The sequence below is a fragment of the Streptomyces spinoverrucosus genome (assembly GCF_015712165.1).
GTDB classification, from domain to species: Bacteria; Actinomycetota; Actinomycetes; order Streptomycetales; family Streptomycetaceae; genus Streptomyces; species Streptomyces spinoverrucosus_A.
The window spans coordinates 7,183,943-7,210,359 of sequence record NZ_JADPZX010000001.1; the positions used below are offsets into that span (position 1 = coordinate 7,183,943).

24 protein-coding genes are annotated in these 26,417 nt (G+C 72.3%); 14 read left to right on the top strand and 10 right to left on the bottom strand.

Translation table 11 applies throughout. From position 1 onward, the window contains the following. Nucleotides 1–45: 45 nt before the first annotated feature. The gene (locus tag I2W78_RS32655) at nt 46–1,569 is read right to left on the bottom strand and encodes a DUF4331 domain-containing protein (RefSeq protein WP_196463842.1); all 1,524 of its coding nucleotides are present in this window, start codon (nt 1,567–1,569) and stop codon (nt 46–48) included. Nucleotides 1,570–1,774: 205 nt separating this feature from the next. On the opposite strand from I2W78_RS32655, the gene I2W78_RS32660 reads away from it, so the two are divergent. From I2W78_RS32660 to I2W78_RS32670, 3 genes are all read left to right on the top strand, one after another. Then, nucleotides 1,775–2,317 (top strand): sigma-70 family RNA polymerase sigma factor, encoded by a 543-nt coding sequence (locus I2W78_RS32660; protein ID WP_196463843.1) that lies wholly within the window; start codon nt 1,775–1,777, stop codon nt 2,315–2,317. Between the two features lie 93 nt (nt 2,318–2,410). After that, the gene (locus I2W78_RS32665) at nt 2,411–3,217 is read left to right on the top strand and encodes an anti-sigma factor (RefSeq protein ID WP_196463844.1); all 807 of its coding nucleotides are present in this window, start codon (nt 2,411–2,413) and stop codon (nt 3,215–3,217) included. 126 nt (nt 3,218–3,343) lie between these two features. Further along, the gene (locus I2W78_RS32670; RefSeq protein ID WP_196463845.1) at nt 3,344–3,613 is read left to right on the top strand and encodes a hypothetical protein; all 270 of its coding nucleotides are present in this window, start codon (nt 3,344–3,346) and stop codon (nt 3,611–3,613) included. A 42-nt stretch (nt 3,614–3,655) separates the two neighbouring features. On the opposite strand, the gene I2W78_RS32675 is transcribed toward I2W78_RS32670, so the two are convergent. From I2W78_RS32675 to I2W78_RS32685, 3 genes are read right to left on the bottom strand one after another with little or no spacing between them, the layout of a single operon-like run. Continuing rightward, nucleotides 3,656–4,852, bottom strand: coding sequence for a CaiB/BaiF CoA transferase family protein (locus I2W78_RS32675; protein ID WP_230885666.1), 1,197 nt, complete (start codon nt 4,850–4,852; stop codon nt 3,656–3,658). 49 nt (nt 4,853–4,901) lie between these two features. Next, nucleotides 4,902–5,684 carry an ABC transporter permease gene (locus I2W78_RS32680; protein WP_196463847.1) on the bottom strand — a complete coding sequence of 261 codons (783 nt, stop codon included), beginning with the start codon at nt 5,682–5,684 and terminating at the stop codon, nt 4,902–4,904. Further along, nucleotides 5,681–6,616, bottom strand: coding sequence for an ATP-binding cassette domain-containing protein (locus I2W78_RS32685; RefSeq protein ID WP_196463848.1), 936 nt, complete (start codon nt 6,614–6,616; stop codon nt 5,681–5,683). The genes I2W78_RS32680 and I2W78_RS32685 overlap by 4 nt, the downstream gene beginning before the upstream one ends. Nucleotides 6,617–6,679: 63 nt before the next feature. Between I2W78_RS32685 and I2W78_RS32690 the strand changes: the two genes are divergently transcribed. Continuing rightward, the gene (locus I2W78_RS32690; RefSeq protein WP_196463849.1) at nt 6,680–7,396 is read left to right on the top strand and encodes a TetR/AcrR family transcriptional regulator; all 717 of its coding nucleotides are present in this window, start codon (nt 6,680–6,682) and stop codon (nt 7,394–7,396) included. A 170-nt stretch (nt 7,397–7,566) separates the two neighbouring features. Here the strand turns inward: I2W78_RS32690 and I2W78_RS32695 are convergent, their stop codons facing one another. From I2W78_RS32695 to hmgA, 3 genes are all read right to left on the bottom strand, one after another. Beyond that, nucleotides 7,567–8,712 carry a type ISP restriction/modification enzyme gene (locus I2W78_RS32695; protein ID WP_196463850.1) on the bottom strand — a complete coding sequence of 382 codons (1,146 nt, stop codon included), beginning with the start codon at nt 8,710–8,712 and terminating at the stop codon, nt 7,567–7,569. 39 nt (nt 8,713–8,751) lie between these two features. Continuing rightward, nucleotides 8,752–9,501, bottom strand: coding sequence for a GntR family transcriptional regulator (locus I2W78_RS32700; protein ID WP_196463851.1), 750 nt, complete (start codon nt 9,499–9,501; stop codon nt 8,752–8,754). 61 nt (nt 9,502–9,562) lie between these two features. Beyond that, complete coding sequence (gene hmgA, locus I2W78_RS32705; RefSeq protein WP_196463852.1) at nt 9,563–10,876, bottom strand: homogentisate 1,2-dioxygenase; 1,314 nt, start codon at nt 10,874–10,876, stop codon at nt 9,563–9,565. Between the two features lie 196 nt (nt 10,877–11,072). Here hmgA and I2W78_RS32710 point away from each other — a divergent pair, with 196 nt between their 5' ends. The 9 genes from I2W78_RS32710 (at nt 11,073) to I2W78_RS32750 (ending at nt 22,748) form a co-directional block, all read left to right on the top strand. Further along, nucleotides 11,073–11,669 (top strand): hypothetical protein, encoded by a 597-nt coding sequence (locus tag I2W78_RS32710; protein WP_196463853.1) that lies wholly within the window; start codon nt 11,073–11,075, stop codon nt 11,667–11,669. After that, nucleotides 11,666–12,283, top strand: a complete 618-nt coding sequence (locus tag I2W78_RS32715) for a TetR/AcrR family transcriptional regulator (RefSeq protein ID WP_196463854.1) — start codon at nt 11,666–11,668, stop codon at nt 12,281–12,283. The genes I2W78_RS32710 and I2W78_RS32715 overlap by 4 nt, the downstream gene beginning before the upstream one ends. A 104-nt stretch (nt 12,284–12,387) precedes the next feature. Then, the gene (locus tag I2W78_RS32720) at nt 12,388–14,652 is read left to right on the top strand and encodes a molybdopterin oxidoreductase family protein (protein WP_196463855.1); all 2,265 of its coding nucleotides are present in this window, start codon (nt 12,388–12,390) and stop codon (nt 14,650–14,652) included. 121 nt (nt 14,653–14,773) lie between these two features. Further along, nucleotides 14,774–16,201: a CitMHS family transporter gene (locus I2W78_RS32725; protein ID WP_196463856.1), complete on the top strand. Its 1,428-nt coding sequence runs from the start codon at nt 14,774–14,776 to the stop codon at nt 16,199–16,201. Nucleotides 16,202–16,241: 40 nt separating this feature from the next. After that, nucleotides 16,242–17,486: an MFS transporter gene (locus I2W78_RS32730; RefSeq protein WP_196463857.1), complete on the top strand. Its 1,245-nt coding sequence runs from the start codon at nt 16,242–16,244 to the stop codon at nt 17,484–17,486. Between the two features lie 736 nt (nt 17,487–18,222). Next, on the top strand, nt 18,223–18,684 hold the full coding sequence (locus I2W78_RS32735) for a DUF3574 domain-containing protein (protein WP_196463858.1): 462 nt from the start codon (nt 18,223–18,225) through the stop codon (nt 18,682–18,684). A 102-nt stretch (nt 18,685–18,786) separates the two neighbouring features. Next, the gene (locus tag I2W78_RS32740) at nt 18,787–20,175 is read left to right on the top strand and encodes an aldehyde dehydrogenase family protein (RefSeq protein ID WP_196463859.1); all 1,389 of its coding nucleotides are present in this window, start codon (nt 18,787–18,789) and stop codon (nt 20,173–20,175) included. Nucleotides 20,176–20,189: 14 nt separating this feature from the next. Further along, nucleotides 20,190–21,275 carry a Zn-dependent alcohol dehydrogenase gene (locus tag I2W78_RS32745; protein WP_196463860.1) on the top strand — a complete coding sequence of 362 codons (1,086 nt, stop codon included), beginning with the start codon at nt 20,190–20,192 and terminating at the stop codon, nt 21,273–21,275. Nucleotides 21,276–21,422: 147 nt separating this feature from the next. Beyond that, nucleotides 21,423–22,748, top strand: coding sequence for an MFS transporter (locus I2W78_RS32750; protein WP_196463861.1), 1,326 nt, complete (start codon nt 21,423–21,425; stop codon nt 22,746–22,748). Here the strand turns inward: I2W78_RS32750 and I2W78_RS32755 are convergent. The 3 genes from I2W78_RS32755 to I2W78_RS32765 form a co-directional block, all read right to left on the bottom strand. After that, nucleotides 22,740–23,675 carry a DMT family transporter gene (locus tag I2W78_RS32755; RefSeq protein ID WP_196463862.1) on the bottom strand — a complete coding sequence of 312 codons (936 nt, stop codon included), beginning with the start codon at nt 23,673–23,675 and terminating at the stop codon, nt 22,740–22,742. The two genes, I2W78_RS32750 and I2W78_RS32755, sit on opposite strands and share 9 nt — an antisense overlap. 64 nt (nt 23,676–23,739) lie before the next feature. Continuing rightward, a complete protein-coding gene (locus I2W78_RS32760; protein WP_196463863.1) occupies nt 23,740–24,453 on the bottom strand; it encodes an ArsR/SmtB family transcription factor in 714 nt (237 codons plus the stop codon). A gap of 46 nt (nt 24,454–24,499) precedes the next feature. Further along, on the bottom strand, nt 24,500–25,141 hold the full coding sequence (locus I2W78_RS32765; RefSeq protein ID WP_196463864.1) for a TetR/AcrR family transcriptional regulator: 642 nt from the start codon (nt 25,139–25,141) through the stop codon (nt 24,500–24,502). Nucleotides 25,142–25,244: 103 nt separating this feature from the next. Between I2W78_RS32765 and I2W78_RS32770 the strand changes: the two genes are divergently transcribed. After that, the gene (locus I2W78_RS32770) at nt 25,245–26,396 is read left to right on the top strand and encodes an acyl-CoA dehydrogenase family protein (RefSeq protein WP_196463865.1); all 1,152 of its coding nucleotides are present in this window, start codon (nt 25,245–25,247) and stop codon (nt 26,394–26,396) included. Nucleotides 26,397–26,417 lie beyond the last annotated feature (21 nt).

Here is a 26,417-nt window from a genome sequence, read left to right on the forward strand (position 1 = left end):
CCGTGGGGGATGGGGAGGTGCGGGCCGCGCCGGTCGGTGGGGGCGTCAGTACGCGCGGCGGCGCATGCGGCGCCACCACATCAGGGCGGCGCCGATCAGCAGGATTCCGCCCGCACCCGCGCCCGCGGAGGCGGCGATGAGGGTCGTGTCGTCCGTGCCGGCGGGCTGGAGGGCGTCGCCGATCTGGCTGCGGACGTCGTTGCCGCCCGAGGTGCCCTTGGCCAGCGGGCCGCGTGAGCCCTCCGTCGGCAGGGCCACGTACGGGAAGGCCTTCTCGAACTCCTTGTCGTTCTTGTCGACCGCGTCGCCCAGGTCGTTCTTGGCACCGAGCAGTTCACCCTCGACGACCTGGAGTGCGGCGTCGATCACGTCGTCGGTGAGGCGGCGGCCGTTGGGGAAGCCCGCGTTGTCGCCGTCCAGGACGCCGAGCCGCTTCGGTTCGGCGGCCGGCTCGATGGACGTGTTCAGGCGCAGCATCTCGGACGGGGTCACGTGCGGCGGCTGGTTGAGGTCCGGTACGCCCTTGAGGAAGACGTCCACCAGGTCGTTGCGGGGCTCCTTGGGCGCCGGGATCTTGTAGATCGCCTCGATGAGCTTCGGCAACTCGGGGTTGGTGACGTTGTCCAGGAACTGGGCGTCGTCCCACGGCCCGGACGCGTTGAAGGTGTCCTTGTCCTCGATCGGGTTGACGACCTCGTTGACCAGCGGGTTGCCGAGCCGTGAGACCTGCCGGAAGTGGCCCTGGGCGTTCTTGCGCTGGGTCGTCGACCAGATGCCGACGATCGGCTGGTCCGCGGACTCCTGGATCAGGTGGTTGGGCACCTGAAGGGCGATGGAGTTGACGTTGTAGCCCTTGAGCGTGTCGTTGCCGACCTCGGAGAGGTTCCCGCCGTAGAGGAGGTCGAAGACGCGCAGGTCCAGGAAGAACGGGTCGTCGGCCTGCCCGGCGAACGTCGTGGCGCCGCCGGCCAGTTCGTGCACGGCCTGCTTGCGCAGCCCCGCGTAGTCCGGCATCGACGCCTTGCCCACGTTGGAGGGCGCGACCGGCACATCGTCCGCGATCTTCGTGCGGGACACCAGGTGCTGCTTCTTCAGCCGCAGCAGATCGATGTCGTAGGTCTGCGTGACGTTGAGGTCCTGGTCGTCCAGGCTCTCGACCGGGCCCGTGTTGTAGAGGAACGTCTTCTTGTTCTTGACGTGCGTCTTGAACGTGTAGCGGAACAGCAGCTCGCCCTGCGCGTCACCGTTGTTGTCGACGTGGATGTCGTACTGCGCGTCCTCGGCGAACGTGAAGAAGTTCGGTCCGCCGGCCGGCTCCTCGAACGGGATCCAGTTCGCGATGATCGTCGTCGTGTCCGGCTTGTCCGGGCTGACGAACGCGTACACGTCGGTGTTGTCGAACTGCGGGGTCCCCGAGATCAGCGGGGCCTCCCGGTGGCTGGAGGCTTCCGCCTCCCCCGGTTCCAGCGCGGTCACGCCGGCGGCTGCGAGCCCCCCGGCGGCCAGCGCACCACAGACGAGGGTGGCGACGCTCCTGAGTCCCGCGCCGCGCTTGGAGATAGCTGTCATGCCGTCCGTCCTCAGTGCCAACTTGCCTGACACCCGGGATTCGGCGCCGACGGCGGACCGGATTGGTCGGTCGGGAAAAATGATTTCCCGCCTGTTCGACCCGCGTTTTCGGCACGCTGATCCGTAACCCCATCCGGAGGTGCGTGCGTTGCGAATGTCTGGTGTGACGGGACGGCCCGGGTGCGGCCGGGGAGAGGGGGAGCGCGTGGAGGCGGACAGACTGCTGATCCGCGTCGCGGGCGGGGACCAGATGGCGTTCGAGGAGCTCTACGCACTGGTGTCCGGACCGGTGTTCGGGCTCGTCCAACGCGTGGTGCGGGATCCGGCGCAGTCCGAGGAGGTGGCCCAGGAGGTGCTGCTCGAACTGTGGCGGTCCGCCGCCCGATTCGACCCCGCCCGCGGCAGCGCCCTGTCCTGGATCCTCACCCTCGCTCACCGCCGCGCCGTCGACCGGGTGCGCAGCGCCCGCGCGGCCGGCGAGCGGGAGCAGCGCGAGGCACTGCGCGCCGGGACGCCCGCCTTCGACCATGTCGCCGAGGAGGTGGAGGCCGGACTCGAACGCGAGTGGGTGCGCCGCTGCCTGGACCGGCTCACCGCCCTCCAGCGGGAGTCCGTCACCCTCGCCTACTACGACGGCTACACCTACCGTGAAGTGGCCGAACGGCTCTCTTTGCCGCTCGGCACGGTCAAGACCCGGATGCGCGACGGACTGACCCGGCTGCGCGAGTGCCTCGGAGGAGTCGCGTGAGCTTCCTGGACCGCCGTTCGCACATCGAGGGCCGAGGGGGTGCGGCATGAGCCTGCTCGACCGTCCGCAGGTCGAGGGCCGAGGGGGTGCGGCATGAGCCTGCTCGACCGTCTCACCGGCCGCGCCGATCCGCACAGCCTCGCCGCGCCCTACGCGCTCGACGCCCTGGAAGGCGACGAGCGTGCCCGTTTCGAGAAGCACCTGGAGCGCTGCGCGCGCTGTGCGCAGGAGGTGCGGGCGCTCTCCGAGGACGCCGTGCGCCTCGCCTGGTCCACGGCCGCTCCCGCGCCGGCCGCCCTGCGCGACCGGGTGCTGGCCGCCGTACGCACCACCGCGCAGGAACCCCCGCGCGCGCGTGAGAACCGGCTGCCCCCGCATGTGTGGGGCACCCAGCCGCCACCGGCGCGCACCCGTACGCGCCGCACGCGCCCCCTGTTCGTCCCGTTCGCCACCGCGACCGCCGCCGCGGCCCTCGTCGTCGCCGCCCTGTTCGCCGTCCAGGCGGACCGGAGCGAGCGGCAACTGGCCGCCGAGCGGGACCGGGCACGTGAGATCGCCCACGTCCTGGCCGCTCCCGACGCCCGCGCGGCCACCGGCAAGGACGCCGAGGGACGGACGCTTGGAGTGATCGCCTCCGCTTCCGAGGGGCGTGCGATCGTCACGCTGAACGGGTACGACGACCCGCCGGACGGACGTGTGCACCAACTGTGGCTCATGCGCCCCCAGGCGCAACCGCGCTCCTTGGGTCTTCTCGACGACGACACGCCCTTCGTCGCGAACGGCCTGGACACGGCGGCCACGTCACTCGCAGTGACCGTCGAGCCCGACGGCGGGTCAGCCCAGCCAACCACTCAACCGGTTGTCCAACTCGCCCTGGAATCGGTCGGATTCGGAGAGTGATCGACGAGGGATGGTCAACGGCCTTACGGGGAAGGTGAATCCTGAGACCGCGATACACGCGTGCCCCAAGGGGGAGATAGGGTTACCCTGCCCGGGCCGGGTGGACTCGTACGGGTGGGGAGTGACATGGAACAGATAACAGTGCGCAGCAGGGCAAGGGTCCCTGCGATCACCTGCGGGAGCAGCGCGACCAGCTCGCGCCTCGACCGCCATCTCTCGGTGCTGGCGGGCCCTGCCGTCCCGCAGCGTGAGGCGGCCGAGGCGACCTCGCTGATGCGCGAGATAACTGCACGTGACACCGCGCACGAGCGCAGCGACCGGGGCCGCCGGGTGAGCCGGGTCTCGCTCTTCGCGCCGCTGCGCCGGCTGCGCCGTTCGCTGTTCGGCGGGCGCTGACCCGCACGAGCGTCTCCCGACGCACCCTTCGAGGGCCCGCGCTCAGGCAGTCACACCGTCCCGGCGCAGCGCTGCGATCTCGCCGTCCGTCATCCCCACGGCGTGCAGCAAAGCTTCGGTGTGCTGCCCGAGCGCGGGTACGTCCCCGCTCCGCGCCGGCTCCCCACCCGGCCAGGTGATCGGCGGCAGCAGCGCCCTCAGCGGCCCCACCGGCGAGCCCACCTCCCGCCACCGCTCCCGGGCCGCCAGCTGCGGATGCTCCGCCACCTCCCCGACATCCCGCAGCCGGGCGCACGCGATCCCCGCACCCTCCAGCCGGGCCTGCGCCTCATCGGCGGTGAGCGCCCGCAGCGCCCGCGCGACCTCCGCGTCCGTCCGCTCCCGGTTCGCCACCCGCGCCGCGTTCGTCGCGAACGCCGGATCAGTCCCCAGCTCCGGCCGCCGTATGACCTGTTCGGCGAGCCGCCGCCACTCCCGGTCGTTCTGCACCGACAGCAGCACCCGCCCGCCGTCCGCCGTGGCGTAGGCGTCGTAGGGCGCGATGACGGCGTGCGCGAGGCCCGTGCGCGCCGGGGGAGTGCCGTCGTGCATCACATGGTGCAGCGGATGCCCCATCCACTCCGCGAGCGCCTCCAGCATCGACACCTCCACCGGCCCGCCGAGCCCGGTGGCGCCGCGCCGCACCAGCGCCGCCAGCACGCCGGAGAAGGCGTACATGGCCGCCGCGATGTCCGCCGCCGGGATCCCCGCCTTCACCGGCTGCTCCGGCGTCCCCGTCACCGACACCAGCCCGGCCTCGCACTGCACGAGCATGTCGTACGCCCGCTTGTCCGCGTACGGACCCGATGCCCCGTATCCGGAGATGTCCACGGCGATCAGCCGCGGGTGCGCGGCGCACAGCGTGGCCGCGTCGAGCCCGAGCCGCGCCGCCGCCCCCTGCGCGAGGTTCTGCACGAACACGTCCGCGTCGGCCACCAGCCGCCGTACGACGTCCAGTCCGCGCGGGTCCTTCAGGTCCAGAGCGACGGACTCCTTGCCGCGGTTGCACCACACGAAGTGCGAGGCGAGGCCGCGCGCGGCGGTGTCGTAGCCGCGTGCGAAGTCGCCGCCGTCCACCCGTTCCACCTTGATCACCCGGGCGCCGAGGTCGGCGAGCTGCCGGGTGGCGAAGGGGGCGGCGACGGCCTGTTCGACGGCGACGACGGTGATGCCCTCCAGGGGCAGGGGGAGACGATCCATGGGGTGGATCATGTCCCGAGCCCGGCCGCTTTGTCAGCGGGCGTGGTCGTCAGCCCTCACCGTGCGCGTACCGGCGGACGGCGAGCGGGACGCACACCGCCAACAGCACGGCGCACCAGGCCAGTGACCCGGCGATCGGATGTGCCACCGGCCAGGCGGCTCCGTCCGGCACCGGGGCGTTGCCGAAGAGGTCCCGCAGGGCCGTGGTCACGGCGCTGACCGGGTTCCACTCGGCGACCGTGCGCAGCCAGCCGGTCATGCCGTCCGTGGGGATGTAGGCGTTGGACAGCAGCGGCAGCACGAAGGTGGCGCCGCCCAGTTGCCCCGCGGCCTCCTCGTTCCGGGTGAGCAGGCCCAGCAGGATCCCGGCCCAGGTGGTGGCGAACCGGAACAGCAGCAACAGGCCGACCGCGCCCACCGCCCCCAGTGCGCTCCCCTCGATCCGCCAGCCCACCGCGAGCCCGACCAGCAGAAACGGCACGGTCCCGGCCGCCGTGACCACGAGGTCCGCGACCGCCTGCCCGAGCGGCACCGCCGCCCGGCTGATCGGCAGACTGCGCAGGCGGTCCGTCACACCCCGGTGGGTGTCCTGGGCGGCCTGGAACATGCCGGTCATGATCCCGTTCGCGGCCGTCGCGACCAGCAGGCCCGGCACCAGGTACGAGCGGTACTCCGCGCCGGGCATCGTCAGGGCGCTGCCGAGGACGAACGCGAAGAACAGCAGCATCGTGATCGGCATGGTCTGGGTGAGGATCAGCAGCCCCGGGTTGTTCCGCATCCGCCGCAACTGGCGGCCCAGCAGCGCGGTCCCGTCGTACGCCAGCATGCTCATGCGGCACGCTCCGTCAGCCGGGCGAATGCGTCGTCGAGAGTGGGCGGACGCAGACCGGCGTCGAGCAACGCCACGCCCGCGGCGTCGAGTTCACGCACCAACCGGGGCAAGGTGAGGGTGACGTCACGGGTGACCGCGCCCACGGTGTTCCGTTCGTGGTCGAACGCGGGCTGCGAGCCGGTCAACTGGTCGAGTACGGCCGCGGCCTTGGGCAGGGCCTCCGCGTCCGCGACCACAACCTCCGCGTACGCCCCGACGAGCGACTTGAACTCCGCCGGTGAACCGGTCTGCGTGACCCGCCCCCCGTCCACCAGGGCGACGGTGTCGGCGAGTTGGTCGGCCTCCTCCAGGTACTGCGTGGTGAGCAGCACGGTCGTGCCGTCCGCCTTCAGACGCCGTACGGCCTCCCAGATCCGGTTCCGGCCCGACGGGTCGAGCCCGGTCGTCGGCTCGTCCAGGAACAGCACGTCCGGGCGGCGGACCAGGCTCGCCGCGAGATCCAGCCGCCGTCGCATACCGCCCGAGTAGGTGGACGCCGGCCGGTCGGCGGCCTCGGTCAGCCCGAAGTCGTCCAGGAGTTCGGCGGCGCGCGCGGCCGCGCCGCGCACCCGGTGCAGCCGTGCGAACAGGCGCAGGTTCTCGCGTCCGGTGAGGTCGCCGTCCACCGACGCGTACTGCCCGGTCACACCGATCCGGCGGCGTACGGCGTCGGCCTCCCGCACCAGGTCGTGCCCGGCGACGCGCGCCGAGCCGGCGTCCGGGCGGAGCAGCGTGGTCAGCAGGCGTGCGGCCGTGGTCTTGCCGGCCCCGTTCGGTCCGAGGACCCCGCACACCGTCCCCGTCGCCACCGCGAGATCCAGGCCGCGCACCGCACGGATCTGCCCGAAGCGTTTCTCCAGACCTTCACTAAGTACAGCGTACGTAGAAGTCATGGGGTGACCATAGCGCACTACGTACGCTGTACGTAACTAGGATGGTGGCCGAGGTGATGACCGATGGCGGGCCGAGCGGCCGAACCCGAAGTGATCTGGGCGCGTCCCGAGCGGACGGGGCGTGGGCCGAAGCCGGCGTACAGCCGCGCCGACATCGCGGCGGCCGCGGTGCGGATCGCGGACGCCGAGGGACTGGACGCGGTCTCGATGCGGCGGGTCGCCGCCGAGCTGGGCTGCGGCACGATGTCGCTGTACAACTACGTCCCCCGCAAGGAGGACCTGCACGAGCTGATGGTGGACGCCGTCAGCGGTGAGCACGAGCTGTGGGAGCCGAGCGGCGACTGGCGGGCAGACATGGTTCGGGTGGGGCGCCAGACCCGCGCGCTGATGCACCGCCACCCCTGGCTGCCCAGGTTGATGTCGCCGGTCCACGGCTTCAGCCCCAACGCCCTGCGCTATCTGGAGCACTGCCTGGCCTGTCTGGATCCGCTGGACATGACGTACGGCATGAAGATGCAGCTGATCGGGATGCTCAACGGCGTCGTGACGACGTACGTGGCGAACGAACTGGCCACCGCCGAGCGCACCCGGTCGCTGCCGTGGTCGCAGGAGCAGGAGCACGCGGTACGGGCCGCCTATCTGGGCAGCCAGGTGGCGAGTGGCGCCTACCCCCGGATGGCGGCGGCGTTCGCCGAGGACCCGGGCCCGATCGATCTGGAGGCCGTCTTCGAGCTGGCGCTGGCCCGGGTGCTGGACGCCTTCGGGCCCAAGCACACCTAGGGCCTGTCGCGAAAGTGGCCTCTGCCGCGCGACGCCCGGCACGCACTCTCGGCGCACCGCCCGAAAGCCCGAGTACCCCAGTACGAGGGCTTCCGGGCGGCACGCCGAGAGCACGCACCGGACGCCGCGCGGCCGCCCTCCGGGCGACGAGGCCACTTTCGCAACAGGCCCTAGATCAGGGCGAACTGGCCTTCCGGGCCCTCCTCGTGGTGGTCCAGGACCGACGCGGGGCGGCGGGCGGAAGCCGGGACCGGCAGGACGCCGGCGCTGCGCAGGTCGGTCGCGGTGAGGGTCGACTGCGCCTGCACCGGCGGAAGTTCGGCCAGCAGCGTGAGGACCGTGATCAGCTCCAGCAGCTCCGACGTCCACGCCTGGGGCCAGGTCGCCGGGCGGATCGCGAGGAGCGTGCCGGGCTCGCCCTCGGCCGTGCGCGCCGCGAACCACTGCTCCAGGACGCGGATCCCGCCCGCCTCGAAGTCCCAGGCCGGGGACGGCACCGGGGAGATGCGGCCCTCGTCGAGGTGCAGGGTCTCCTCCTCGCGGTCGTAGTGGAGGGTGCGGGGGCGGGCGGGGAGCGGGGCGCGGACGTAGGGGCGGCGGCCGCCGGGCAGTTTGGGGCGGTCACCGTCGCGGCGCAGCAGCCAGAGCATGCGGCGGCCCGTCTCGACGCCGTGCGACCAGAGTCCGGGGTCGTCGGTGAGCGGGACGGTGAGGTCCGCCCGTACCGCGACCAGGATCCAGGCCAGGACGTCGACCGGGTCGGGGGCCTGGCCGAGGCGCGGGGCCAGGTGCTCCAGCAGGCCGGGGGCGAGGTTCGGTTCCGCGCCGCCGGGGCGGCGGAACAGGGGGCGGACGCGGCCGGGGCGGAGCAGCGGGAGCAGGGAGGTGGCCAGCAGGTGGGGGCCGCCGCCCTCCGGGTTCTCGACCACGAACACCTGTCGCTCGTCGGCCACCCGCCACAACTCCGGCCGCGCCGCGTCGATCAGACGGTGGTCCGGAATCAGCCACTGCTCGTCGAAGGGGGACAACAGCACGCGGACCGGCTCGGGGCAGGGGCCCTGCGCGCGCAGCAGCTTCTCCGTTCCGGTGGACCGGCCCGGCAGCTGCCCGACCGCCGAGTGCAGGGTGCGCGAGCGCGTCGGCTCGAACAGGGCCTCCCGGTCCGCGCCCTCGGCCTTCATCAGGGCGTCCCAGCGGGCCTTGAGACAGGACGGGTCGGGGGCCGTCGGCCACCCCCGGCCGAGCCGCGGCGGTGCGACGGACCACGGCATGAGGTCCGCCAACAGCGGAGCGTCGTCGTGCGTCACGCCGGGCATCGTACGACGTGCCGCCGACAGGCGTCGGGGCCACGGGGGTCAAGTGGCGTCCAGCGTCACCGTGAAGGAGAAGCGGTCCCCCCGGTAGTGGATGACGGCCACGTCCAGTACCCGCCCGGACGCATCGTACGTCACGCCCGTGTAGTGCAGGATCGGGCTCAGCAGCGGCACGTTGAGCAGCCGTGCCGTCTCCGGGTCCGCGAGCCGGGCCTCCACCGTGTCCGTGATGCGGCTGATGTCCGCCCCGACGACGTCCCGCAGCACCTTGGTCATCGGCCAGCGGGTCAGATCGTCCAGGTCGATCCGGTCGGCCAGTTCGGGGCGGACGTGGTTGTGGGCGTGGTTGGTCGGCTCGCCCGTCTTCTCGTCGCTGCGCAGCCGGTGGTACGTGGCCACCTCGCCGAGGTCCGGGAAGTACTCGGCGAGTTCCGCGGGCACCGGCGCGTGGCCGTGGTCCAGCAGCTCGGTGGTCATGCCGGACTGCTGGGCCACGATCGCGTCCACCGAGCCCAGCAGCCGCACCGGAGCGCCCCGCCTGGCGCTGGGCTCGATGAACGTGCCGCGCCTGCGGTGCCGGGTGATCAGGCCCTCGTCCTCCAGCTCCTTCAGCGCCTGCCGCATGGTCAGCACGCTCACGCCGTAGTGCCCCGCCAACTGCTCCTCGGTCGGCAGCCGCAGCGGGTCCCGGGGCGAGCGGCCGAGTATCGAGGCGCGCAGCGACTGCGACACCTGGTACCAGAGCGGCAGCTTGCGGTTCAGGACGATCGAGTCCGGGGCGAAGGAGGTCACGGGGCCATCCGTACCGGCAGGAACGAGTCAGTGCAAGGCGCGCCTGAGAAGCGGGCGACCGTCACAACGGGCGGAAGTGCCGCTGAAGGCCCTGCCACACGTCGTCGTAGCGCTGTTGCAGGTGTTCCGCGCGCGCCGCCTGCGGTGTCAGGGTCACCGGCCAGCGCGTCTCGAACATGAACGCCAGCCCGTCGTCCACCTTCTGCGGTCGCAGCTCGGCGGCGCTCGCCCGGTCGAAGGTCTCCCGGTCCGGGCCGTGCGCCGACATCATGTTGTGCAGCGAGCCGCCGCCCGGCACGAAACCCTCGGCCTTCGCGTCGTACGCGCCCTCGACGAGGCCCATGTACTCGGACATGACGTTGCGATGGAAGTACGGCGGCCGGAACGTGTCCTCGCCCACCAGCCAGCGCGGCGCGAAGACCACGAAGTCGACGCCCGCGAGCCCGGGGGTGTCGGACGGCGAGGTGAGGACCGTGAAGATCGACGGGTCCGGGTGGTCGTACGAGATGGTGCCGAGCACATTGAAACGGCGCAGGTCGTAGAGGTACGGCACATGGTTGCCGTGCCAGGCGACGACGTCGAGCGGTGAGTGGTCGTACGTCGCCGTCCAGAGGTTGCCGCAGAACTTGTTGACCACCTCCACCGGGCCCTCGACGTCCTCGTAAGCGGCGACGGGCGCCCGGAAGTCCCGGGGGTTGGCGAGGCCGTTGGCGCCGATCGGGCCGAGGTCGGGGAGGCGGAACGGGGCGCCGTAGTTCTCGCAGACGTATCCCCGGGCCGACTCGTCGAGGAGCTCCACCCGGAAGCGCACCCCGCGCGGAACGAGCGCCACATGCCCCGGTTCCGCCCCCAGCAGCCCGAACTCGGTGCGCAGCAGCAGCCCGCCGCGCTCCGGGACGATCAGCAGCTCGCCGTCCGCATCGCTGAAGACGCGGTCCATGTCGGCGTTGGCGTGGTACAGGTGCACGGCGATGCCGGTGCGCTGGGCCGCGTCGCCGTTGCCGCCCAGCGTCCACAGGCCGGCCAGGAAGTCGGTGCCGGGCGGCGGCTCGGGCAGCGGGTTCCAGCGCAGGCGGTTCGGGTCGGGCGCGGTCTCGGCGAAGGGGGCCGTGCGCAGGCCGCCGTTGTCGGTGCGGGTGAACGTCGGGTGCGCGGCCGAGGGGCGGATGCGGTACAGCCATGACCGGCGGTTGTGGGCGCGGGGTTCGGTGAAGGCCGTACCGCTGAGCTGCTCGGCGTACAGGCCGAGGGGGGCGCGTTGCGGTGAGTTGCGGCCCTCGGGCAGTGCGCCCGGCTCGGCCTCGGAGCTGTGCTCGTTGCCGAATCCGCAGAGGTAGGCCAGCCGTTCGGCGGTCTTCCGGGCGTCCGCGCTCATGATCGCTGCTCCCTTGCACGCTGATTCCTATGGTTCACCGTAGGATTGCGGTTGCCGTCGCGCAAGGGGATGTTCGGCCTCCTCTCGGTATCGGCCGGCCCCCTCTCGGCCTCCTCTCGACGGACGACGGAGGGCGGACGAGAACCAGACTCCAGGGGGATTCGAGGTGTCGTACCGGTGTTCTACGCTCCTCGGCATGTCGTGGACGCGTCGATCTGGTGCCGCGCTCGTGGCCTGTGTCCTGTTGCCGGCCGGAGTCGCGGGTTGCGGCACCAGTGATGCGGGAGAGCGCAAGAACGGGGAGTCGCCGCCGGCGGTGGGCCGGCTGCTCGACGACACCGACGAGGCCGGGCGGCCCTACCGCGAGGTGCGGGGCGAGGACGCGCCCGAGGTGGGCGTCGAGGTGCAGCCCGACACCTCCGGCGCCGGGTGGGACGTACGGCTGACGCTGCGCGACTTCCGCCTCTCACCGGCCGGTACGGCACGGAAGGCGTCGCCCGGCCGGGGCGTCGCCCGCCTCTTCCTGGACGGCCGCCCCGTCGCCGAACTGCGCGCCCCCGAGCACCGCCTGGCCACCGGACTGGTCCCGCGCGGCACGCACCAGGTCACCGCGCGGCTGTACGCCGACGACGGCACCGTCTGGGCGGTGGACGGCGAGCCCGTCGAGTCGACGGCCGACATCACCGCGTCGGGAAGCGAGCCGAGCGAGTCGACCGCCACGATGAGTGCACCGGCCACGGATGTGCGTACTGGAGGTCGAGGTTCACCCGATCCCGGCGGAAAGGCATCATGAAGCCCGTGCCCGATCCGACCACCCTCCGCCGTGCGCCCGTCCAGCGGCGCAGTGCCGAACGCCTCACCCGCATCCTCGATGCCTGCGCCGACCTCCTCGACGAGGTCGGCTACGACGCCCTGAGCACCCGCGCGGTGGCCCAGCGCGCCGGTGTGCCCATCGGCTCCGTCTACCGCTTCTTCGGCAACAAGCGGCAGATGGCCGACGCGCTCGCCCAGCGCAACCTGGAGCGCTACGCCGAGCGCGTCACCGAACGCCTGAAGGGCGCGCGGCGCGGCGACTGGCGGGCCGCCATGGACGCCGTGCTCGACGAGTACCTCGCCATGAAGCGCACCGCGCCCGGCTTCTCCCTCGTCGACTTCGGCAACCAGATCCCCGTCGGCACCCGCCAGGCCGAACCCAACCACCGGGTCGCCGACCGGCTCACCGCCCTCCTCGCGGACTACCTCACCCGCGAACCCGACACCGAACTGCGCCGCGCCTTCCTGATCGCCGTGGAGACCGCGGACGCGCTGGTGCAGCTGGCGTTCCGGGTGGATCCGGAGGGGGACGAGGCGATCATCGCGGAGATGCGGGAGATGCTGCGGGCCTATTTGGGGCGGGTGCTGGACTGACGGGTCGGGGATCCGTTTCACGCGGGGACTCCCCTCCGTGCATACCGGTCGGTATGCTCGACCCGTCCGTGCGTCACCGCTGTCGCCAGACCCCGGGAGGACCCGTGTCCCGCACCGCCCTGCGAATCTGCCCCCTGTGCGAGGCCACCTGCGGGCTCACGCTCACCATCGAGGGGACCCGGGTCACCGGGGCCCGCGGTGACCGCGACGACGTGTTCAGCCAGGGGTTCATCTGCCCCAAGGGCGCCTCCTTCGGAGCCGTCGACGGCGACCCGGACCGGCTGCGCGGACCGCTCGTGCGCGAGGACGGGGAGTTGCGGGAGGCCAGTTGGGAGGAGGCGTTCGACGTCGTGGCGGCCGGGATCCGGCCGGTCGTCGAGCGGTACGGGGCGAACTCCGTCGGCGTCGTCCTCGGCAACCCCAACGTGCACACCATGGCCGGCGCGCTCTATCCGCCCGTCCTGCTCGGCGCCCTCGGCACCAGGAGCGTGTTCACCGCGTCCACGGTCGACCAGATGCCCAAGCACGTCTCCAGCGGGCTGCTGTACGGCGACGCCAACGCCATCCCCGTGCCGGACCTCGACCGCACCGACCATCTGCTGCTCATCGGCGCCAACCCGCTGGAGTCCAACGGCAGCCTGTGCACCGCGCCCGACTTCCCCGGCAAGCTGAAGGCCCTCAAGGCGCGCGGCGGCACACTCACCGTGATCGACCCGCGCCGCACCCGCACCGCCAAGCTCGCCGACCGCCACATCGCCATCCGGCCCGGCACGGACGCCCTGCTGCTCGCGGCGATGGCACAGGTGCTCTTCGACGAGGACCTGGTCGCGCTCGGCGACCTCGCGCCGCACGTCGAAGGACTGGCCGAACTCCGGGAAGCGGTACGGGACTTCACTCCCGAAGCCGTCGCCGACGCCTGTGACGTCGAACCCGCCGTGACGCGCGCCCTGGCCCGGGAACTGGCCGCCGCCCCCACCGCCGCCGTCTACGGCCGCATCGGCAGCTGCACGGTCCCGCACGGCACGCTCGCCAGCTGGCTCGTCGACGTCGTCAACATCCTCACCGGCAACCTCGACCGGCCGGGCGGTGCCCTCTTCCCGCAGGCCGCCACCGACAAGACACCCCGCCCGGCCGGACCCGGCCGCGGCTTCGCGCTCGGGCGCTGGCAGTCCCGGGTGAGCAAGCACCCCGAGGCGAAGGGCGAGGTGCCGCTCTCCGCGCTCGCCGAGGAGATCGACACCGCCACCGAGGAGGGCGAGCCGATCCGGGCGCTGATCGCCATCGCCGCCAACCCGGTGCTGTCCGCGCCCGACGGGGACCGGCTCGACAAGGCCCTCGACTCGCTCGACTTCATGGTCAGCGTCGACCCCTACCTCAACGAGACCTCCCGCCACGCCCACGTCGTGCTGCCGCCGCCCCCGCCGTCCCAGAGCGCCCACCACGACTTCGCCTTCAACACCCTCGCCGTGCGCAACCAGGTCCGCTACACCCGCCCCGCCGTCCCGCTGGAGCCGGGCCGGATGGCCGAGACCGAGATCCTCGCCCGGCTGGTCCTGGCCGCCTCCGGCATGCACGGAGCCGACCCCGGAGCCGTTGACGCGATGGTCATCGACCAGACCCTCGGCAAGGCGGTCGAGGAGGCCCACTCACCGGTGCGCGGCCGGGACCCGAAGCAGCTCGCGGCCCAGCTCACCGGCGACAACGGCCCCGAGCGGCGGCTCGACATGATGCTGCGCCTCGGCCCCTACGGCGACGGTTTCGGCGTACGACCGGACGGGCTGACCCTGGAGAAGCTGCTCGCCCATCCGCACGGCGTGGACCTCGGCCCTCTCCGGCCCCGCCTGCCGCAGCCGCTGAAGACGGCGAGCGGGAAGGTCGAGCTGCTGCCGCGCCCCATCGCCGACGATCTGCCGCGGCTGCGGCAGGCCATGGCGGAGCGCGCCGACGGCCTCGTCCTCGTCGGCCGCCGCCATCTGCGGTCCAACAACAGCTGGATGCACAACGTCCCCGCCCTGACCGGCGGCACCAACCGCTGCACCCTGCACATCCACCCCGAGGACGCCGAACGGCTCGGCGTGCGCAGCGCGGCGCCGGTGCGGATCAAGGGAGCCGGGGGAGAGGTGACCGCCCCCGCCGAGATCACCGACGCCGTCCGTCCCGGCGTGGTCAGCCTGCCGCACGGCTGGGGGCACGACCGTCCCGGCACCCGGCTCACACACGCCGCCACCGACCCCGGCGTCAACGTCAACCAGCTCCTCGACGGCAGCCTCCTCGACCCGCTCTCCGGCAACGCGGTCCTCAACGGAGTGCCGGTGGAGGTGGCCCCGGTGACCGAAAAGCTCACCGCGCTGACCTCCGCAAAGCTGTGACCAGGAGTTTTGCGCTTATTGCTCGCACGTCAACGTCTTGTTAACGCCGTTTGACGGGACCTAACGTCGTCGCACCGCCGGCCCTGGTGGGAGTTCAAGGGCGAACGTTAGGTATCCACTCATGCTGACCATCCTCGGCTTCGCCATGATCGCGACCTTCCTGGTCCTGATCATGATGAAGAAGATGTCGCCGATAGCGGCGCTCGTGCTCATCCCCGCGCTGTTCTGTGTCATCGTCGGCAAGGGCGCGCACCTCGGCGACTACGTCATCGACGGAGTCTCCAGCCTCGCCCCCACCGCGGCGATGCTGATGTTCGCGATCGTCTACTTCGGTGTGATGATCGACGTCGGTCTGTTCGATCCGATCGTCCGGGGCATCCTGAAGTTCTGCAAGGCCGACCCGATGCGGATCGTCGTCGGTACGGCCCTGCTCGCGGCGATCGTCTCGCTGGACGGCGACGGCTCGACCACGTTCATGATCACGGTCTCGGCGATGTACCCGCTGTACAAGCGGCTGAAGATGAGCCTGGTCGTGATGACCGGTGTCGCCGCGACCGCCAACGGCGTGATGAACACCCTGCCCTGGGGCGGTCCGACCGCCCGCGCCGCGACCGCCCTGAAGCTGGACGCCAGCGACATCTTCGTCCCGATGATCCCGGCCCTCGCCGTCGGCCTGGTCTTCGTCATCGTCCTGGCGTACTTCCTCGGTCTGCGCGAGCGCCGCCGGCTCGGTGTGCTGACGCTGGACGAGGTGCTGGAGGAGGAGTCGGTCGAGGAGAAGCAGACGGTCCTCGTGGGCAACGGCTCCGACGGCGCCACGGGCAAGGTCCGCCTCGACAAGGGCAACGGCTCCACCGCCACCGGAGGCTCCGGCACCGACGCGGAAGTCCCCGAGGAGGACGACGACTTCCAGGGCCTCGACCCCGACCGCGCCACCCTGCGGCCCAAGCTGCTCTGGTTCAACGTGCTGCTCACGGTCGGCCTGCTCACCGCGATGATCATGGAGGTGCTGCCGATCCCGGTGCTGTTCCTGATCGGCGCCGCCCTCGCGCTCACCGTCAACTTCCCGAAGATCCCGGACCAGAAGGCCCGCCTCGCCGCGCACGCCGACAACGTCCTCAACGTCTCCGGCATGGTCTTCGCCGCCGCCGTCTTCACCGGCGTCCTGCAGGGCACCGGCATGGTCGACAGCATGGCCAAGTGGCTGGTGGACATCATCCCCGGCAGCATGGGCCCGCACATGGCCCTGGTCACGGGTGTGCTGAGCCTCCCGCTCACCTACTTCATGTCCAACGACGGCTTCTACTTCGGTGTCCTGCCGGTCCTCGCCGAGGCCGGCGCGGCGCACGGCGTCACGCCGCTGGAGATGGCCCGCGCCTCGCTGGTCGGCCAGCCGCTGCACATGTCGAGCCCGCTGGTCCCGGCCGTGTACGTGCTGGTCGGCATGGCGAAGGTCGAGTTCGGCGACCACACGCGGTTCGTGGTGAAGTGGGCGGCCATGACGAGCCTGGTGATTCTCGGCGCCGGAATCCTGTTCGGCATCATCTGACCCGTCGGCATACGACCACTCCGTCAGGAGGTACACGACCATGGGGCCCGGTGGGAACCGCGGCTGGCTGCTCCGCCTCGTCATCGCCTTCAGCTTCGCGCAGGGGGCGGTGTCGATGGCCCGGCCCGCCGTCTCCTACCGGGCCCTCGCGCTGGGCGCGGACGAACGGGCGGTCGGTGTGATCGCGGCCGTGTACGCCCTGCTCCCGCTGTTCGTCGCCGTCCCGCTGGGCCGCCGTACCGACCACGGCCGCTGCGCGCCCCTGCTGCCCGTCGGAGTGGTCCTCATCTCCGGCGGCTGCGCGCTCAGCGGCCTCGCCGACTCCCTCTGGGCGATGGCTGCCTGCAGCGGTGTGATGGGCCTCGGCCACCTCAGCTTCGTCATCGGCGCGCAGTCCCTCGTCGCCCGCCAGTCCGCGCCGCACGAACAGGACCGCAACTTCGGCCACTTCACCATCGGCGCCTCCCTCGGCCAGTTGGTCGGCCCGATCGCGGCCGGTGCGCTGATCGGCGGGCACGACATGGCGAGCAGCAGCGCGCTCGCCCTGCTCGTCGCGGGCGCGGGCGCCGCGGTGGCGTTCACGTCGCTGTGGCGCATAGAGGATCGTCGTACGACGCCCAAGTCCGCGGCAGCGCGGGGCGACCGCGTCCCCGTCCACCGCATCCTGCGTTCCCGGGGCGTGCCCGCGGGCATCCTCATCAGCCTCTCCGTGCTGTCCGCGACCGACGTGCTCACCGCCTACCTGCCGGTGGTCGGCGAGCACCGGGGTATCGCGCCCTCGGTGATCGGCCTGCTGCTCAGCCTGCGCGCGGCGGCCACCATCGCCTGCCGCCTGGTGCTGACCCCGCTGCTGAAGCTGGGCCGCACCCTGCTGCTCACCCTGAGCTGTCTGCTGGCGGCGCTGCTGTGCGCCGGCATCGCGCTGCCGCTGCCGGTGTGGGCGCTGGCTCTGGTCCTCGCGGCGCTCGGCTTCTGCCTCGGCGTCGGTCAGCCCCTCTCGATGACGACGGTCGTCCAGGCCGCCCCGGAGGGCGCCCGCTCCACCGCCCTCGCCCTCCGCCTGACCGGCAACCGCCTGGGCCAGGTCGCGGCCCCCGCCACGGCCGGCCTGATCGCCGGCGTGGCCGGAGTGGCGGCCCCGTTCGTGATGCTCGGCGGGCTGTTGCTGGCGTCGGCGGGGGTCGCGCTGCGCTCACCGACGCGAAGGTCCGAGGACACGCCGTCCACCGACCGACGCCCTCCATCCCGCCCGGCCGCGCGCGGGCGGGGCAGGAACAGCACCTGACGGCGCCGAAGCGCCACGGCTTAGCGGCGTTTCGCAGTGCTCCGCTTCGCGGACGAAAGCGCCCTCACGTCCTGCGCCTGGCCCGGCGTCACGGCTTGGGCCTCGCCTGGTGTGATGGCCTGTGTTCCGCCGGGCGTTACGGCTTGCGCTCCGTCCGGTGCGATGGCCTGCGCCTGGCTCGGCGTTACGGCTTGGGCCTCGCCTGGTGTGGTGGCCTGTGTTCCGCCGGGCGTTACGGCTTGCGCTCCGTCCGGTGCGATGGCGTGCGCCTGGCCCTGCGTCACGGCTTGCGCCTCGCCTGGTGTGGTGGCCTGTGTTCCGCCGGGCGTTACGGCTTGCGCTCCGTCCGGTGCGATGGCGTGCGCCTGGCCCGGCGTCACGGCTTGCGCCTCGCCTGGTGTGATGGCCTGTGTTCCGCCGGGCGTCACGGCTTGCGCTCCGTCCGGTGCGATGGTCTGCGCCTGGCCCGGCCTCACGGCCTGCGTCCCGCCCGACCCCACGGCCTGCGTCCCGCCCGGCCTCACGGCCTGCGTCCCGCCCGACCCCACGGCCTGCGCCCCGCCCGACCCCACGGCCTGCGCCCCGCCCGACCCCACCGCACGCGCCCCCGCCCACAGCCCGAGCGCCCCCGCCCGCACCCCACGCGCCCCCCTTGCGCTCCCATACAGCCAACGGATTCCGGTCCTTCGGCGCGGTCGCCGCATCCTGAGGAGCCGAGCCCGGTAAGGGATGGGGCATGACTCTTCAACTCACCCGCACCCGTGTCGCCTTGGCGACCGCCGCCGCGCTGCTCGCCGTCGGAGCGCCCACCGCGTACGCCACCCTGGGCGAGGAGGCCCCCGTCGCCGCTCCCACGCCGGTGCGCGGCGAGGCGTACGCCGAGACCCGGCTCCTCTTCGGCACCGCGCGGCCCGACGGCGGACCGGCCGTCACGGACCGGCAGTTCATGGCCTTCGTCGACAAGGAGGTGACCCCGGACTTCCCGGACGGGCTGACCGTGCAGAGCGGGCGCGGGCAGTGGCGGGACGCGAGCGGCACGATCGAGAAGGAGCGGTCGTACGAGCTGATCCTGCTCTATCCGGTGGGCGAGGCGGCGGTCAGTGACCGGAAGATCGAGGAGATCCGCCGGGACTACGAGAAGGCCTTCGGGCAGGAGTCGGTCGGGCGCGTGGACGATCGGGTGCGCGTCGACTTCTGAGCCGGTCGGCGGCGTTGCCGTACCCTCTCGGCGGGCCCTGGCGCGGAAAAACTATCGCCGCTAGTTTGGGTGCCGAAGACGCCGCAGTTCGGGAGGTAGGCCATGAAGGCCCGGGACGGGATGTACATCGACGGCGCCTGGCGCCCCGCCGCAGGTCAGGACGTGATCGAGGTGGTGAACCCGGCCGACGAGCAGATCATCGGCCGGGTCCCCGCGGGCACCGCCGAGGACGTGGACCGGGCCGTGCGGGCCGCCCGCGCCGCCCTTCCGGCCTGGTCCGCCACACCGCCCGCCGAGCGGTCCGCGCGCCTGGCCGCCCTGCGCGACGCGCTGGCAGCCCGCAAGGACGAGATCGCCGAGACGGTCACCGCCGAGCTGGGCTCACCGCTGCCCTTCTCGCAGTCGGTGCACGCGGGCCTGCCGATCGCGGTCGCGGGCTCGTACGCCGAGCTGGCCGCGACCTACGCGTTCGAGGAGAAGGTCGGCAACTCGACCGTCTACCAGGAGCCGGTCGGCGTGGTCGGCGCGATCACGCCGTGGAACTACCCCCTGCACCAGATCGTCGCCAAGGTCGCCCCGGCCCTCGCCGCGGGCTGCACGGTCGTACTGAAGCCCGCCGAGGACACCCCGCTGGTCGCGCAGCTCTTCGCGGAGGCGGTGCACGAGGCGGGCGTCCCGGCCGGTGTCTTCAACCTGGTCACCGGCATCGGCCCGGTGGCCGGGCAGGCGCTCGCCGAGCACCCGGGCGTCGACCTGGTCTCCTTCACCGGCTCCACCGCGGTCGGCAGGCGGATCGCCGCCACGGCCGGGGCCGCGGTGAAGAAGGTCGCCCTCGAACTGGGCGGCAAGTCCGCCAACGTCATCCTGCCGAGCGCCGACCTCGCCAGGGCGGTCAACGTCGGCGTGGCCAACGTGATGTCCAACTCCGGGCAGACCTGCAGCGCGTGGACCCGGATGCTCGTGCACTCCTCGCAGTACACCGCCGCCGTCGAGCTGGCCGTCGCCGCGGCCGCCAAGTACGGCGAGCGCGTCGGGCCCCTGGTGAACGCCCGGCAGCGCGACCGGGTGCGCGGCTACATCGAGAAGGGTGTGGCCGAGGGCGCCCGCCTGGTCGCGGGCGGCGTCGAGTCCCCGCGTGAGCGTGGCTACTTCGTCAGCCCGACCGTCTTCGCGGACGTCACCCCGGAGATGACCATCGCCCAGGAGGAGATCTTCGGGCCGGTCCTGTCGATCCTGCGGTACGAGGACGAGGCGGACGCCCTGCGGATCGCGAACGGCACGGTGTACGGGCTCGCCGGCGCGGTCTGGGCGGGCGACGAGGCCGAGGCGGTGGCCTTCGCACGCCGGATGGAGACGGGCCAGGTCGACATCAACGGCGGCCGCTTCAACCCGCTCGCGCCCTTCGGCGGATACAAGCAGTCGGGCGTGGGCCGGGAACTCGGCGCACACGGCCTGACCGAGTACCTCCAGACCAAGTCCCTCCAGTTCTAAGGGAGTTCACTGCCATGGCTGTGCGTGCCGCCGTCCTTCCGGCTGTCGGTGCCCCACTGGAGGTCACGGAGATCGACCTGCCCGAGCCCGGCCCCGGCCGGATCCGGGTCCGCCTCGCCGCGGCCGGGGTGTGCCACTCCGACCTCTCCCTGTCCAACGGCACCATGCGCGTCCCGGTCCCGGCCGTCCTCGGCCACGAGGGCGCGGGCACGGTCGTCGCCGTCGGCGAGGGGGTCACGCACCTCGCGCCGGGCGACGGCGTGGTCCTCAACTGGGCCCCGTCGTGCGGCGACTGCCCGGCCTGCGCGCGCGGTGAGGTCTGGCTGTGCGCCAACGCCCTGAACGGCTCCGCCGACGTCCACGCCCACCGCACGTCCGACGGCGCCGAGCTGCACCCCGGCCTGAACGTGGCGGCGTTCGCGGAGGAGACGGTGGTGCCGACGTCCTGCGCCCTGCCCGCGCCGCAGGGCGTCCCCCTGACCGACGCCGCGCTCCTGGGCTGCGCGGTCCTCACGGGCTACGGCGCCGTGCACCACTCGGCGAAAGTCCAGCCGGGCGAGACGGTCGCGGTGTTCGGCGTCGGCGGCGTGGGCCTGGCGGCGATCCAGTCGGCGCGTATCGCGGGCGCCTCCCGGATCGTCGCGGTGGACATCTCCCCGGAGAAGGAGGAGCTGGCCCGCGCGGCCGGCGCCACCGACTACGTCGTCGCCTCCGACACCACCGCCCGCGAGATCCGCGCCCTGACCGGCAAGCAGGGCGTCGACGTGGCGGTGGAGTGCGTGGGCCGGGCGGTCACCATCCGCACGGCCTGGGAGTCGACCCGCCGCGGCGGCCGGACGACGGTGGTCGGCATCGGCGGCAAGGACCAGCAGGTCTCCTTCAACGCCCTGGAGATCTTCCACTGGGGCCGCACCCTCTCGGGCTGCGTCTACGGCAACTCCAACCCCGAGCAGGACCTGCCGGTCCTCGCCGACCACATCCGCGCGGGCCGCCTCGACCTGTCCACGCTGGTGACGGAACGGATCGCCCTGGACGGCATCCCGGCGGCGTTCGAGAACATGCTGGCGGGCAAGGGCGGACGGGCGCTGGTGGTGTTCTGACGCCCCGGGGGACCCGGGCCGCGCCCGGGTCCCCCGACCTGCCCGCGTTCTTTCCGTCGGTAACTTCGTGCACGACCGTTGACCCCATACCGTCCGGTCAGTACGTTCCCGGGAACGTCCCCACCGCACCCACCGGAGTGTGCATCCATGGACACGTCCCCCTCCACCGAGCCCGCCGCTCCCACCACCGCCGGCCCCGCGGACAACCGCCGCAGAGTGGCCACCGCCGCCGCCCTCGCCTCCGCCGTCGAGTGGTACGACTACTTCGTCTTCGGCATCGCCGCCGCCCTGATCCTCGGCGACCTCTACTTCCCCGCTGGCAGCCCCACCGCCGGCGTACTCGCCGCCTTCGCCACCTTCGCCGTCGGCTTCCTCGCCCGCCCCCTCGGCGGCATCGTCGCCGGTCACCTCGGCGACAAGCGGGGCCGCAAGCCGATGCTGGTCCTCGCGCTCACGCTCATGGGCGTCGCCACCACCGGCATCGGTCTGCTGCCGACGTACGAGACGATCGGCGTCGCCGCCCCGATCCTGCTCGTCGTCCTCCGTGTCGCGCAGGGCGTCGCCGTCGGCGCCCAGTGGGGCGGCGCGATGCTGCTGGCCACCGAGTACGCGCCCGAGGGCAAGCGCGGCGTCTACGGCAGCGTCGTCCAACTCGGCGTCCCCATCGGCGTGGTGACCGCCAACACGGTCTTCCTGCTGGCCGGTGCCCTCACCTCGGAGTCGGCGTTCGAGGCCTGGGGCTGGCGGGTGCCCTTCCTGGTCGGCGTCCTCGTGCTCGGCCTCGCCTGGTACATCCACACCCGCGTCGAGGAGACCCCCGAATTCCGCGAGGCGGAGCGGGCGCTGGCCGAGCAGGAGCAGTCGGAGCAGAGCAGCCCGCTGCGCACGATCCTGCGCCACCACCTCGGCACGGTCCTGCTCGCCGGCGGCTCCTTCGCCGTGAACACCGCGACGTTCTACATCATCATCACCGGCGTCCTCGACTACACCACCCGCGAACTCGGCATGGAGCGCGGCGCGGTCCTCGCCGTCTCCCTCTGCGTCAGTCTCACCCAGATCGTCCTGATCCCCGCCTCGGCCGCGCTCTCCGACCGCGTCGGCCGGATCAGGGTCTACGCCCTCGGCGCGGTCGGCATCGCGCTGTGGGCCGTACCGCTGTTCCTGCTGATAGACACCGGTTCACTGCTGTGGCTGGCCGTCGGCACCTTCGTCGCCAGCTGCTTCCTCAGCATCATGTACGGCCCTCAGGCCGCCCTGTTCGCCGAGCTGTTCACGCCCGAGATGCGCTACACCGGCGCCTCGCTCGGCTACCAGATCGCGGCCGTGGGCGGCGGCGGACTCGCCCCGTTCGTCATGGTGCTGCTCCTGGAGGCGACCGGCACGTCGATGGCGGTGTCCGGCTACATCATCGGCCTCGCCGTGATCGCGCTGCTGTCCATCAAGGTGCTTGCCGACAGGGCCCGTTCACGCTGACTCGCGGGCACTCTCGGGTCGTGGTGCCGCCGCCACGACCCGAGACCTCCGCGGCCGGGACCGCGACACCGCCACCCCGGCCAGGCACAGCGCCCCGCCCGCCAGCGTGACCAGCCCGGGCGTCTCGCCCAGCGCCAGCCACGACATCAGCACGACCAGGGCGGGAACGGCGTACGTCGTCGCGCCCATGCGGCTGGCGGTCGTACGGGACAGGGCGTACGCCCAGGTGGTGAAGGCGAGCGCGGTCGGGAAGACGCCCAGGTACACCATGTTGAGGGTGGCCGACAGCGGCGCCTCGGCCGCCTGGGTCACCAGTTGCCACGAGAACGGCAGACAGCACACCGCCCCGACCAGGCATCCGAACGTCGTCACCTGTAGCACGCTCGCCTGCCCGAGGGCCGGTTTCTGCGCCACCACGCCGCTCGCGTACCCCACCGCGGCCAGCAGGCACAGCACCACTCCGAACACCGACGAGCCGCCCTCGCCCGCCATCGACAGTCCCACCGTCACCGCGCCGGCGAACGACACCGCCATCCCCGCCAGCAGCCGCGGCGGCATCGGATCGCCGAGCAGCCGGGCGCCGAGCAGCGCGACGAGGATCGGGCCGACGTTCACGACCAGGGCCGCCGTACCGGCGTCGACCTGCTGTTCGCCCCAGTTGAGGGCGACCATGTAGAAGCCGAACCACAGCACGCCCGATATCGCGATCCCGCGCCAGGCCGACCGAGGCGGCCACCCCTCCCGTCGGACGAGGAGGAACAGCCCCAGCACCAGGGTGCCCGCGAGCAGCCGCCCGAGCGCCAGGGCGCCCGGCGAGTACGCGGCACCCGCGCTGCGGATCGAGACGAAGGCGGAGGCCCACAGCACCACGGTGACCGTGGCGGCACCGGCGGCCAGCAACCCGGTGGGGCGCGAAGAGCTCATCATGCTCCTGAGGCTAGGTGGGGCAGGGGGACGGAAGCTCGCGGATTTCGGACCAGCAGCCCGGCGCTCAGCGCAGCGCGGCCGGGTCGATGCCGAGCAGACCGGACAGTGCGCGCTCGCCGGCGGGCGTCACCCGCACCGCCCGTTGAGAGCCGATGCGCACACACCAGCCGGTGTCGAGGGCGTGCCGGCACAGGGCCGCGCCCGCGACACCCGCGAGATGCGGGCGGCGCTCGGTCCAGTCCAGGCACCCGCGGGCCAGCGGGCGACGGCCGGTCCGGTCGAGGACGATGCCCGCCTCGCCGAACCACCGCAGCCCCGCGTCCGTGAGCGCGAACCCGGTGTTCTGCCGCAGCAGCCCGCGTGCGGTCAGCGCGTCGGTGACCGTGATGCCGAGCCGGCCGGCGAAATGGTCGTAGCAGGTGCGGCCGCGGGCCATGGCCGACCCGGCACTCGACTGGCGCAGCCCGCCCGGCCGTCGGACCAGGGCACCGGGCGCGACCTGCGCGGCCAGATCCTCCACCAGCTGCGCGATCCGCGCGTCGGCCAGCCGCACGTACCGGTGCCGTCCCTGCCGCTCCTCGGTCAGCATCCCGCCCGCGACGAGTTTGCCGAGATGCTCGCTCGCCGTCGACGCGGCCACCCCGGCGTGCCGCGCCAGCTCACCGGCGGTCCACGCCCGCCCGTCGAGCAGCGCCAGCAGACAGGAGGCCCGTGTCTCGTCGGCGATCAGCCCGGCGAGCCGCGCGAGCGCCGGAGCCCGGGGATCCGTTGAGGTCATGGCCCCAGCATGGGACACGCACGTTTCGGTGCCCACCGAACCGTCCCTACACGGGCCGCGCGACCTGCTCGTACTGCTGCGCCAATCCGTCCAGCAGCGCGCCGAGCCCCGTCTCGAACGCCCGCTCGTCGATCTTCTCCTGCCGCTCGGCGAGGAGGTGCGCCTGCCCGAGATGGGGGTAGTCGGCGGGGTCGTACGCGCTCTCGTCGGTCACGAAACCGCCGGCGAACGAGCCGAGCGCGGAGCCCATGATGAAGTACCGCATCAGCGCGCCGATGGACGTGGCCTGCGCCGGCGGCCAGCCCGCGTCGACCATCGCGCCGTAGACCGCGTCCGCGAGGCGCAGGGCGGCCGGGCGGCGGCCGGGGCCACGGGCCAGCACCGGGACGATGTTCGGGTGGTCGCGCAGGGCGGCCCGGTAGGAGACCGCCCAGTCGTGCAGCGCGGTCCGCCAGTCCCGCCCGTCCTCGAACATCGACAGATCGACCTGCGCGCTCACCGAGTCGGCGACCGCCTCCAGGATCTCGTCCTTGGTGCGGAAGTGGTTGTACAGCGAGGGCCCGCTCACCCCCAGCTCCGCGGCGAGCCGCCGGGTGGAGACGGCCGCGAGTCCCTCCGTGTCCACCAACTGCCGGGCCGTGGCGACGATCCGGTCGGTGCTGAGCAGGGGCTTGCGCGGTCGGGCCATGGCGCACATAGTAGGGCTGAGCCAGAAACTAGCACTGCTAATTTAAATGTACGGCTTTCAAGGTGTCCTTTGGTGTGGATGACGTTGTATGGGGTGATGTGTCATGAACCTGGAGCTCAGCGAGGAGCAGACCGCCGTACGGCAGCTCGCCCGGGACTTCGTGGACCGTGAGATCGCCCCCCACGTCATCGCCTGGGACCGCGCCGAGGAGGTCGACCGGGGGATGGTCAAGAAGCTCGGCGAGGTCGGCTTCCTCGGCCTGACCGTCGACGAGGAGTACGGCGGCAGCGGCGGCGACCATCTCGCGTACTGCCTGGTCACGGAGGAGCTCGGCCGGGGTGACTCCTCCGTGCGTGGCATCGTCTCCGTCTCCCTCGGCCTGGTCGCCAAGACCCTCGCCGCCTGGGGCAGCGAGGAGCAGAAGCGGCGCTGGCTGCCGGGCCTGACCTCCGGCGAGTACGTCGGCTGCTTCGGCCTGACCGAGCCGGGCACCGGCTCCGACGCCGGGAACCTCACCACCCGCGCGGCCCGTGAGGGCGACGACTACGTCATCAACGGCACCAAGATGTTCATCACCAACGGCACCTGGGCCGACGTCGTCCTGCTCTTCGCCCGGTCCACCGACGCGCCCGGCCACAAGGGCGTCTCCGCCTTCCTGGTACCGGCCGACACCCCCGGACTGACCCGCCGTACCGTGCACGGCAAGCTCGGCCTGCGCGGCCAGGCCACCGCCGAACTGGTCCTTCAGGACGTCCGGGTGCCCGCCACCGCGATGCTCGGCCCGGAGGGCAAGGGCTTCTCCGTCGCCATGTCCGCGCTCGCCAAGGGGCGGATGTCGGTCGCGGCCGGATGCGTCGGCATCGCCCAGGCCGCACTCGACGCGGCGGTGCGTTACGCGGGCGAGCGCGAGCAGTTCGGCAAGCCCATCGCCCACCACCAGCTCGTCCAGGAGCTGATCAGCGACATCGCTGTCGACGTCGACGCGGCCCGGCTGCTGACCTGGCGGGTCGCCGACCTGATCGACCGCGGCCTGCCGTTCACCACCGAGGCCTCCAAGGCCAAGCTGTTCGCCTCGGAGGCGGCAGTGCGCGCGGCCAACAACGCACTCCAGGTCTTCGGCGGCTACGGCTACATCGACGAGTACCCGGCGGGCAAGCTGCTGCGCGACGCCCGCGTGATGACGCTCTACGAGGGCACGAGCCAGATCCAGAAGCTGCTCATAGGGCGGGCGCTGACGGGGGTGTCGGCGTTCTGAGTACCTTCTGAGTACTTCGGC

What these genes read in the sequence shown, in the direction of transcription:
- I2W78_RS32755 (WP_196463862.1), bottom strand. Translation starts at nt 23,675, where the DNA reads ATGATGAGCTCTTCGCGCCCCACCGGGTTGCTGGCCGCCGGTGCCGCC.
- I2W78_RS32750 (WP_196463861.1), top strand. Translation starts at nt 21,423, where the DNA reads ATGGACACGTCCCCCTCCACCGAGCCCGCCGCTCCCACCACCGCCGGC.
- I2W78_RS32690 (WP_196463849.1), top strand. Translation starts at nt 6,680, where the DNA reads ATGGCGGGCCGAGCGGCCGAACCCGAAGTGATCTGGGCGCGTCCCGAG.
- I2W78_RS32765 (WP_196463864.1), bottom strand. Translation starts at nt 25,141, where the DNA reads ATGGCCCGACCGCGCAAGCCCCTGCTCAGCACCGACCGGATCGTCGCC.
- I2W78_RS32655 (WP_196463842.1), bottom strand. Translation starts at nt 1,569, where the DNA reads ATGACAGCTATCTCCAAGCGCGGCGCGGGACTCAGGAGCGTCGCCACC.
- I2W78_RS32770 (WP_196463865.1), top strand. Translation starts at nt 25,245, where the DNA reads ATGAACCTGGAGCTCAGCGAGGAGCAGACCGCCGTACGGCAGCTCGCC.
- I2W78_RS32685 (WP_196463848.1), bottom strand. Translation starts at nt 6,616, where the DNA reads ATGACTTCTACGTACGCTGTACTTAGTGAAGGTCTGGAGAAACGCTTC.
- I2W78_RS32695 (WP_196463850.1), bottom strand. Translation starts at nt 8,712, where the DNA reads ATGCCCGGCGTGACGCACGACGACGCTCCGCTGTTGGCGGACCTCATG.
- I2W78_RS32710 (WP_196463853.1), top strand. Translation starts at nt 11,073, where the DNA reads ATGTCGTGGACGCGTCGATCTGGTGCCGCGCTCGTGGCCTGTGTCCTG.
- I2W78_RS32735 (WP_196463858.1), top strand. Translation starts at nt 18,223, where the DNA reads ATGACTCTTCAACTCACCCGCACCCGTGTCGCCTTGGCGACCGCCGCC.
- I2W78_RS32680 (WP_196463847.1), bottom strand. Translation starts at nt 5,684, where the DNA reads ATGAGCATGCTGGCGTACGACGGGACCGCGCTGCTGGGCCGCCAGTTG.
- I2W78_RS32745 (WP_196463860.1), top strand. Translation starts at nt 20,190, where the DNA reads ATGGCTGTGCGTGCCGCCGTCCTTCCGGCTGTCGGTGCCCCACTGGAG.
- I2W78_RS32670 (WP_196463845.1), top strand. Translation starts at nt 3,344, where the DNA reads ATGGAACAGATAACAGTGCGCAGCAGGGCAAGGGTCCCTGCGATCACC.
- I2W78_RS32760 (WP_196463863.1), bottom strand. Translation starts at nt 24,453, where the DNA reads ATGACCTCAACGGATCCCCGGGCTCCGGCGCTCGCGCGGCTCGCCGGG.
- I2W78_RS32730 (WP_196463857.1), top strand. Translation starts at nt 16,242, where the DNA reads ATGGGGCCCGGTGGGAACCGCGGCTGGCTGCTCCGCCTCGTCATCGCC.
- I2W78_RS32675 (WP_230885666.1), bottom strand. Translation starts at nt 4,852, where the DNA reads ATGGATCGTCTCCCCCTGCCCCTGGAGGGCATCACCGTCGTCGCCGTC.
- I2W78_RS32665 (WP_196463844.1), top strand. Translation starts at nt 2,411, where the DNA reads ATGAGCCTGCTCGACCGTCTCACCGGCCGCGCCGATCCGCACAGCCTC.
- I2W78_RS32740 (WP_196463859.1), top strand. Translation starts at nt 18,787, where the DNA reads ATGAAGGCCCGGGACGGGATGTACATCGACGGCGCCTGGCGCCCCGCC.
- I2W78_RS32725 (WP_196463856.1), top strand. Translation starts at nt 14,774, where the DNA reads ATGCTGACCATCCTCGGCTTCGCCATGATCGCGACCTTCCTGGTCCTG.
- I2W78_RS32715 (WP_196463854.1), top strand. Translation starts at nt 11,666, where the DNA reads ATGAAGCCCGTGCCCGATCCGACCACCCTCCGCCGTGCGCCCGTCCAG.
- hmgA (WP_196463852.1), bottom strand. Translation starts at nt 10,876, where the DNA reads ATGAGCGCGGACGCCCGGAAGACCGCCGAACGGCTGGCCTACCTCTGC.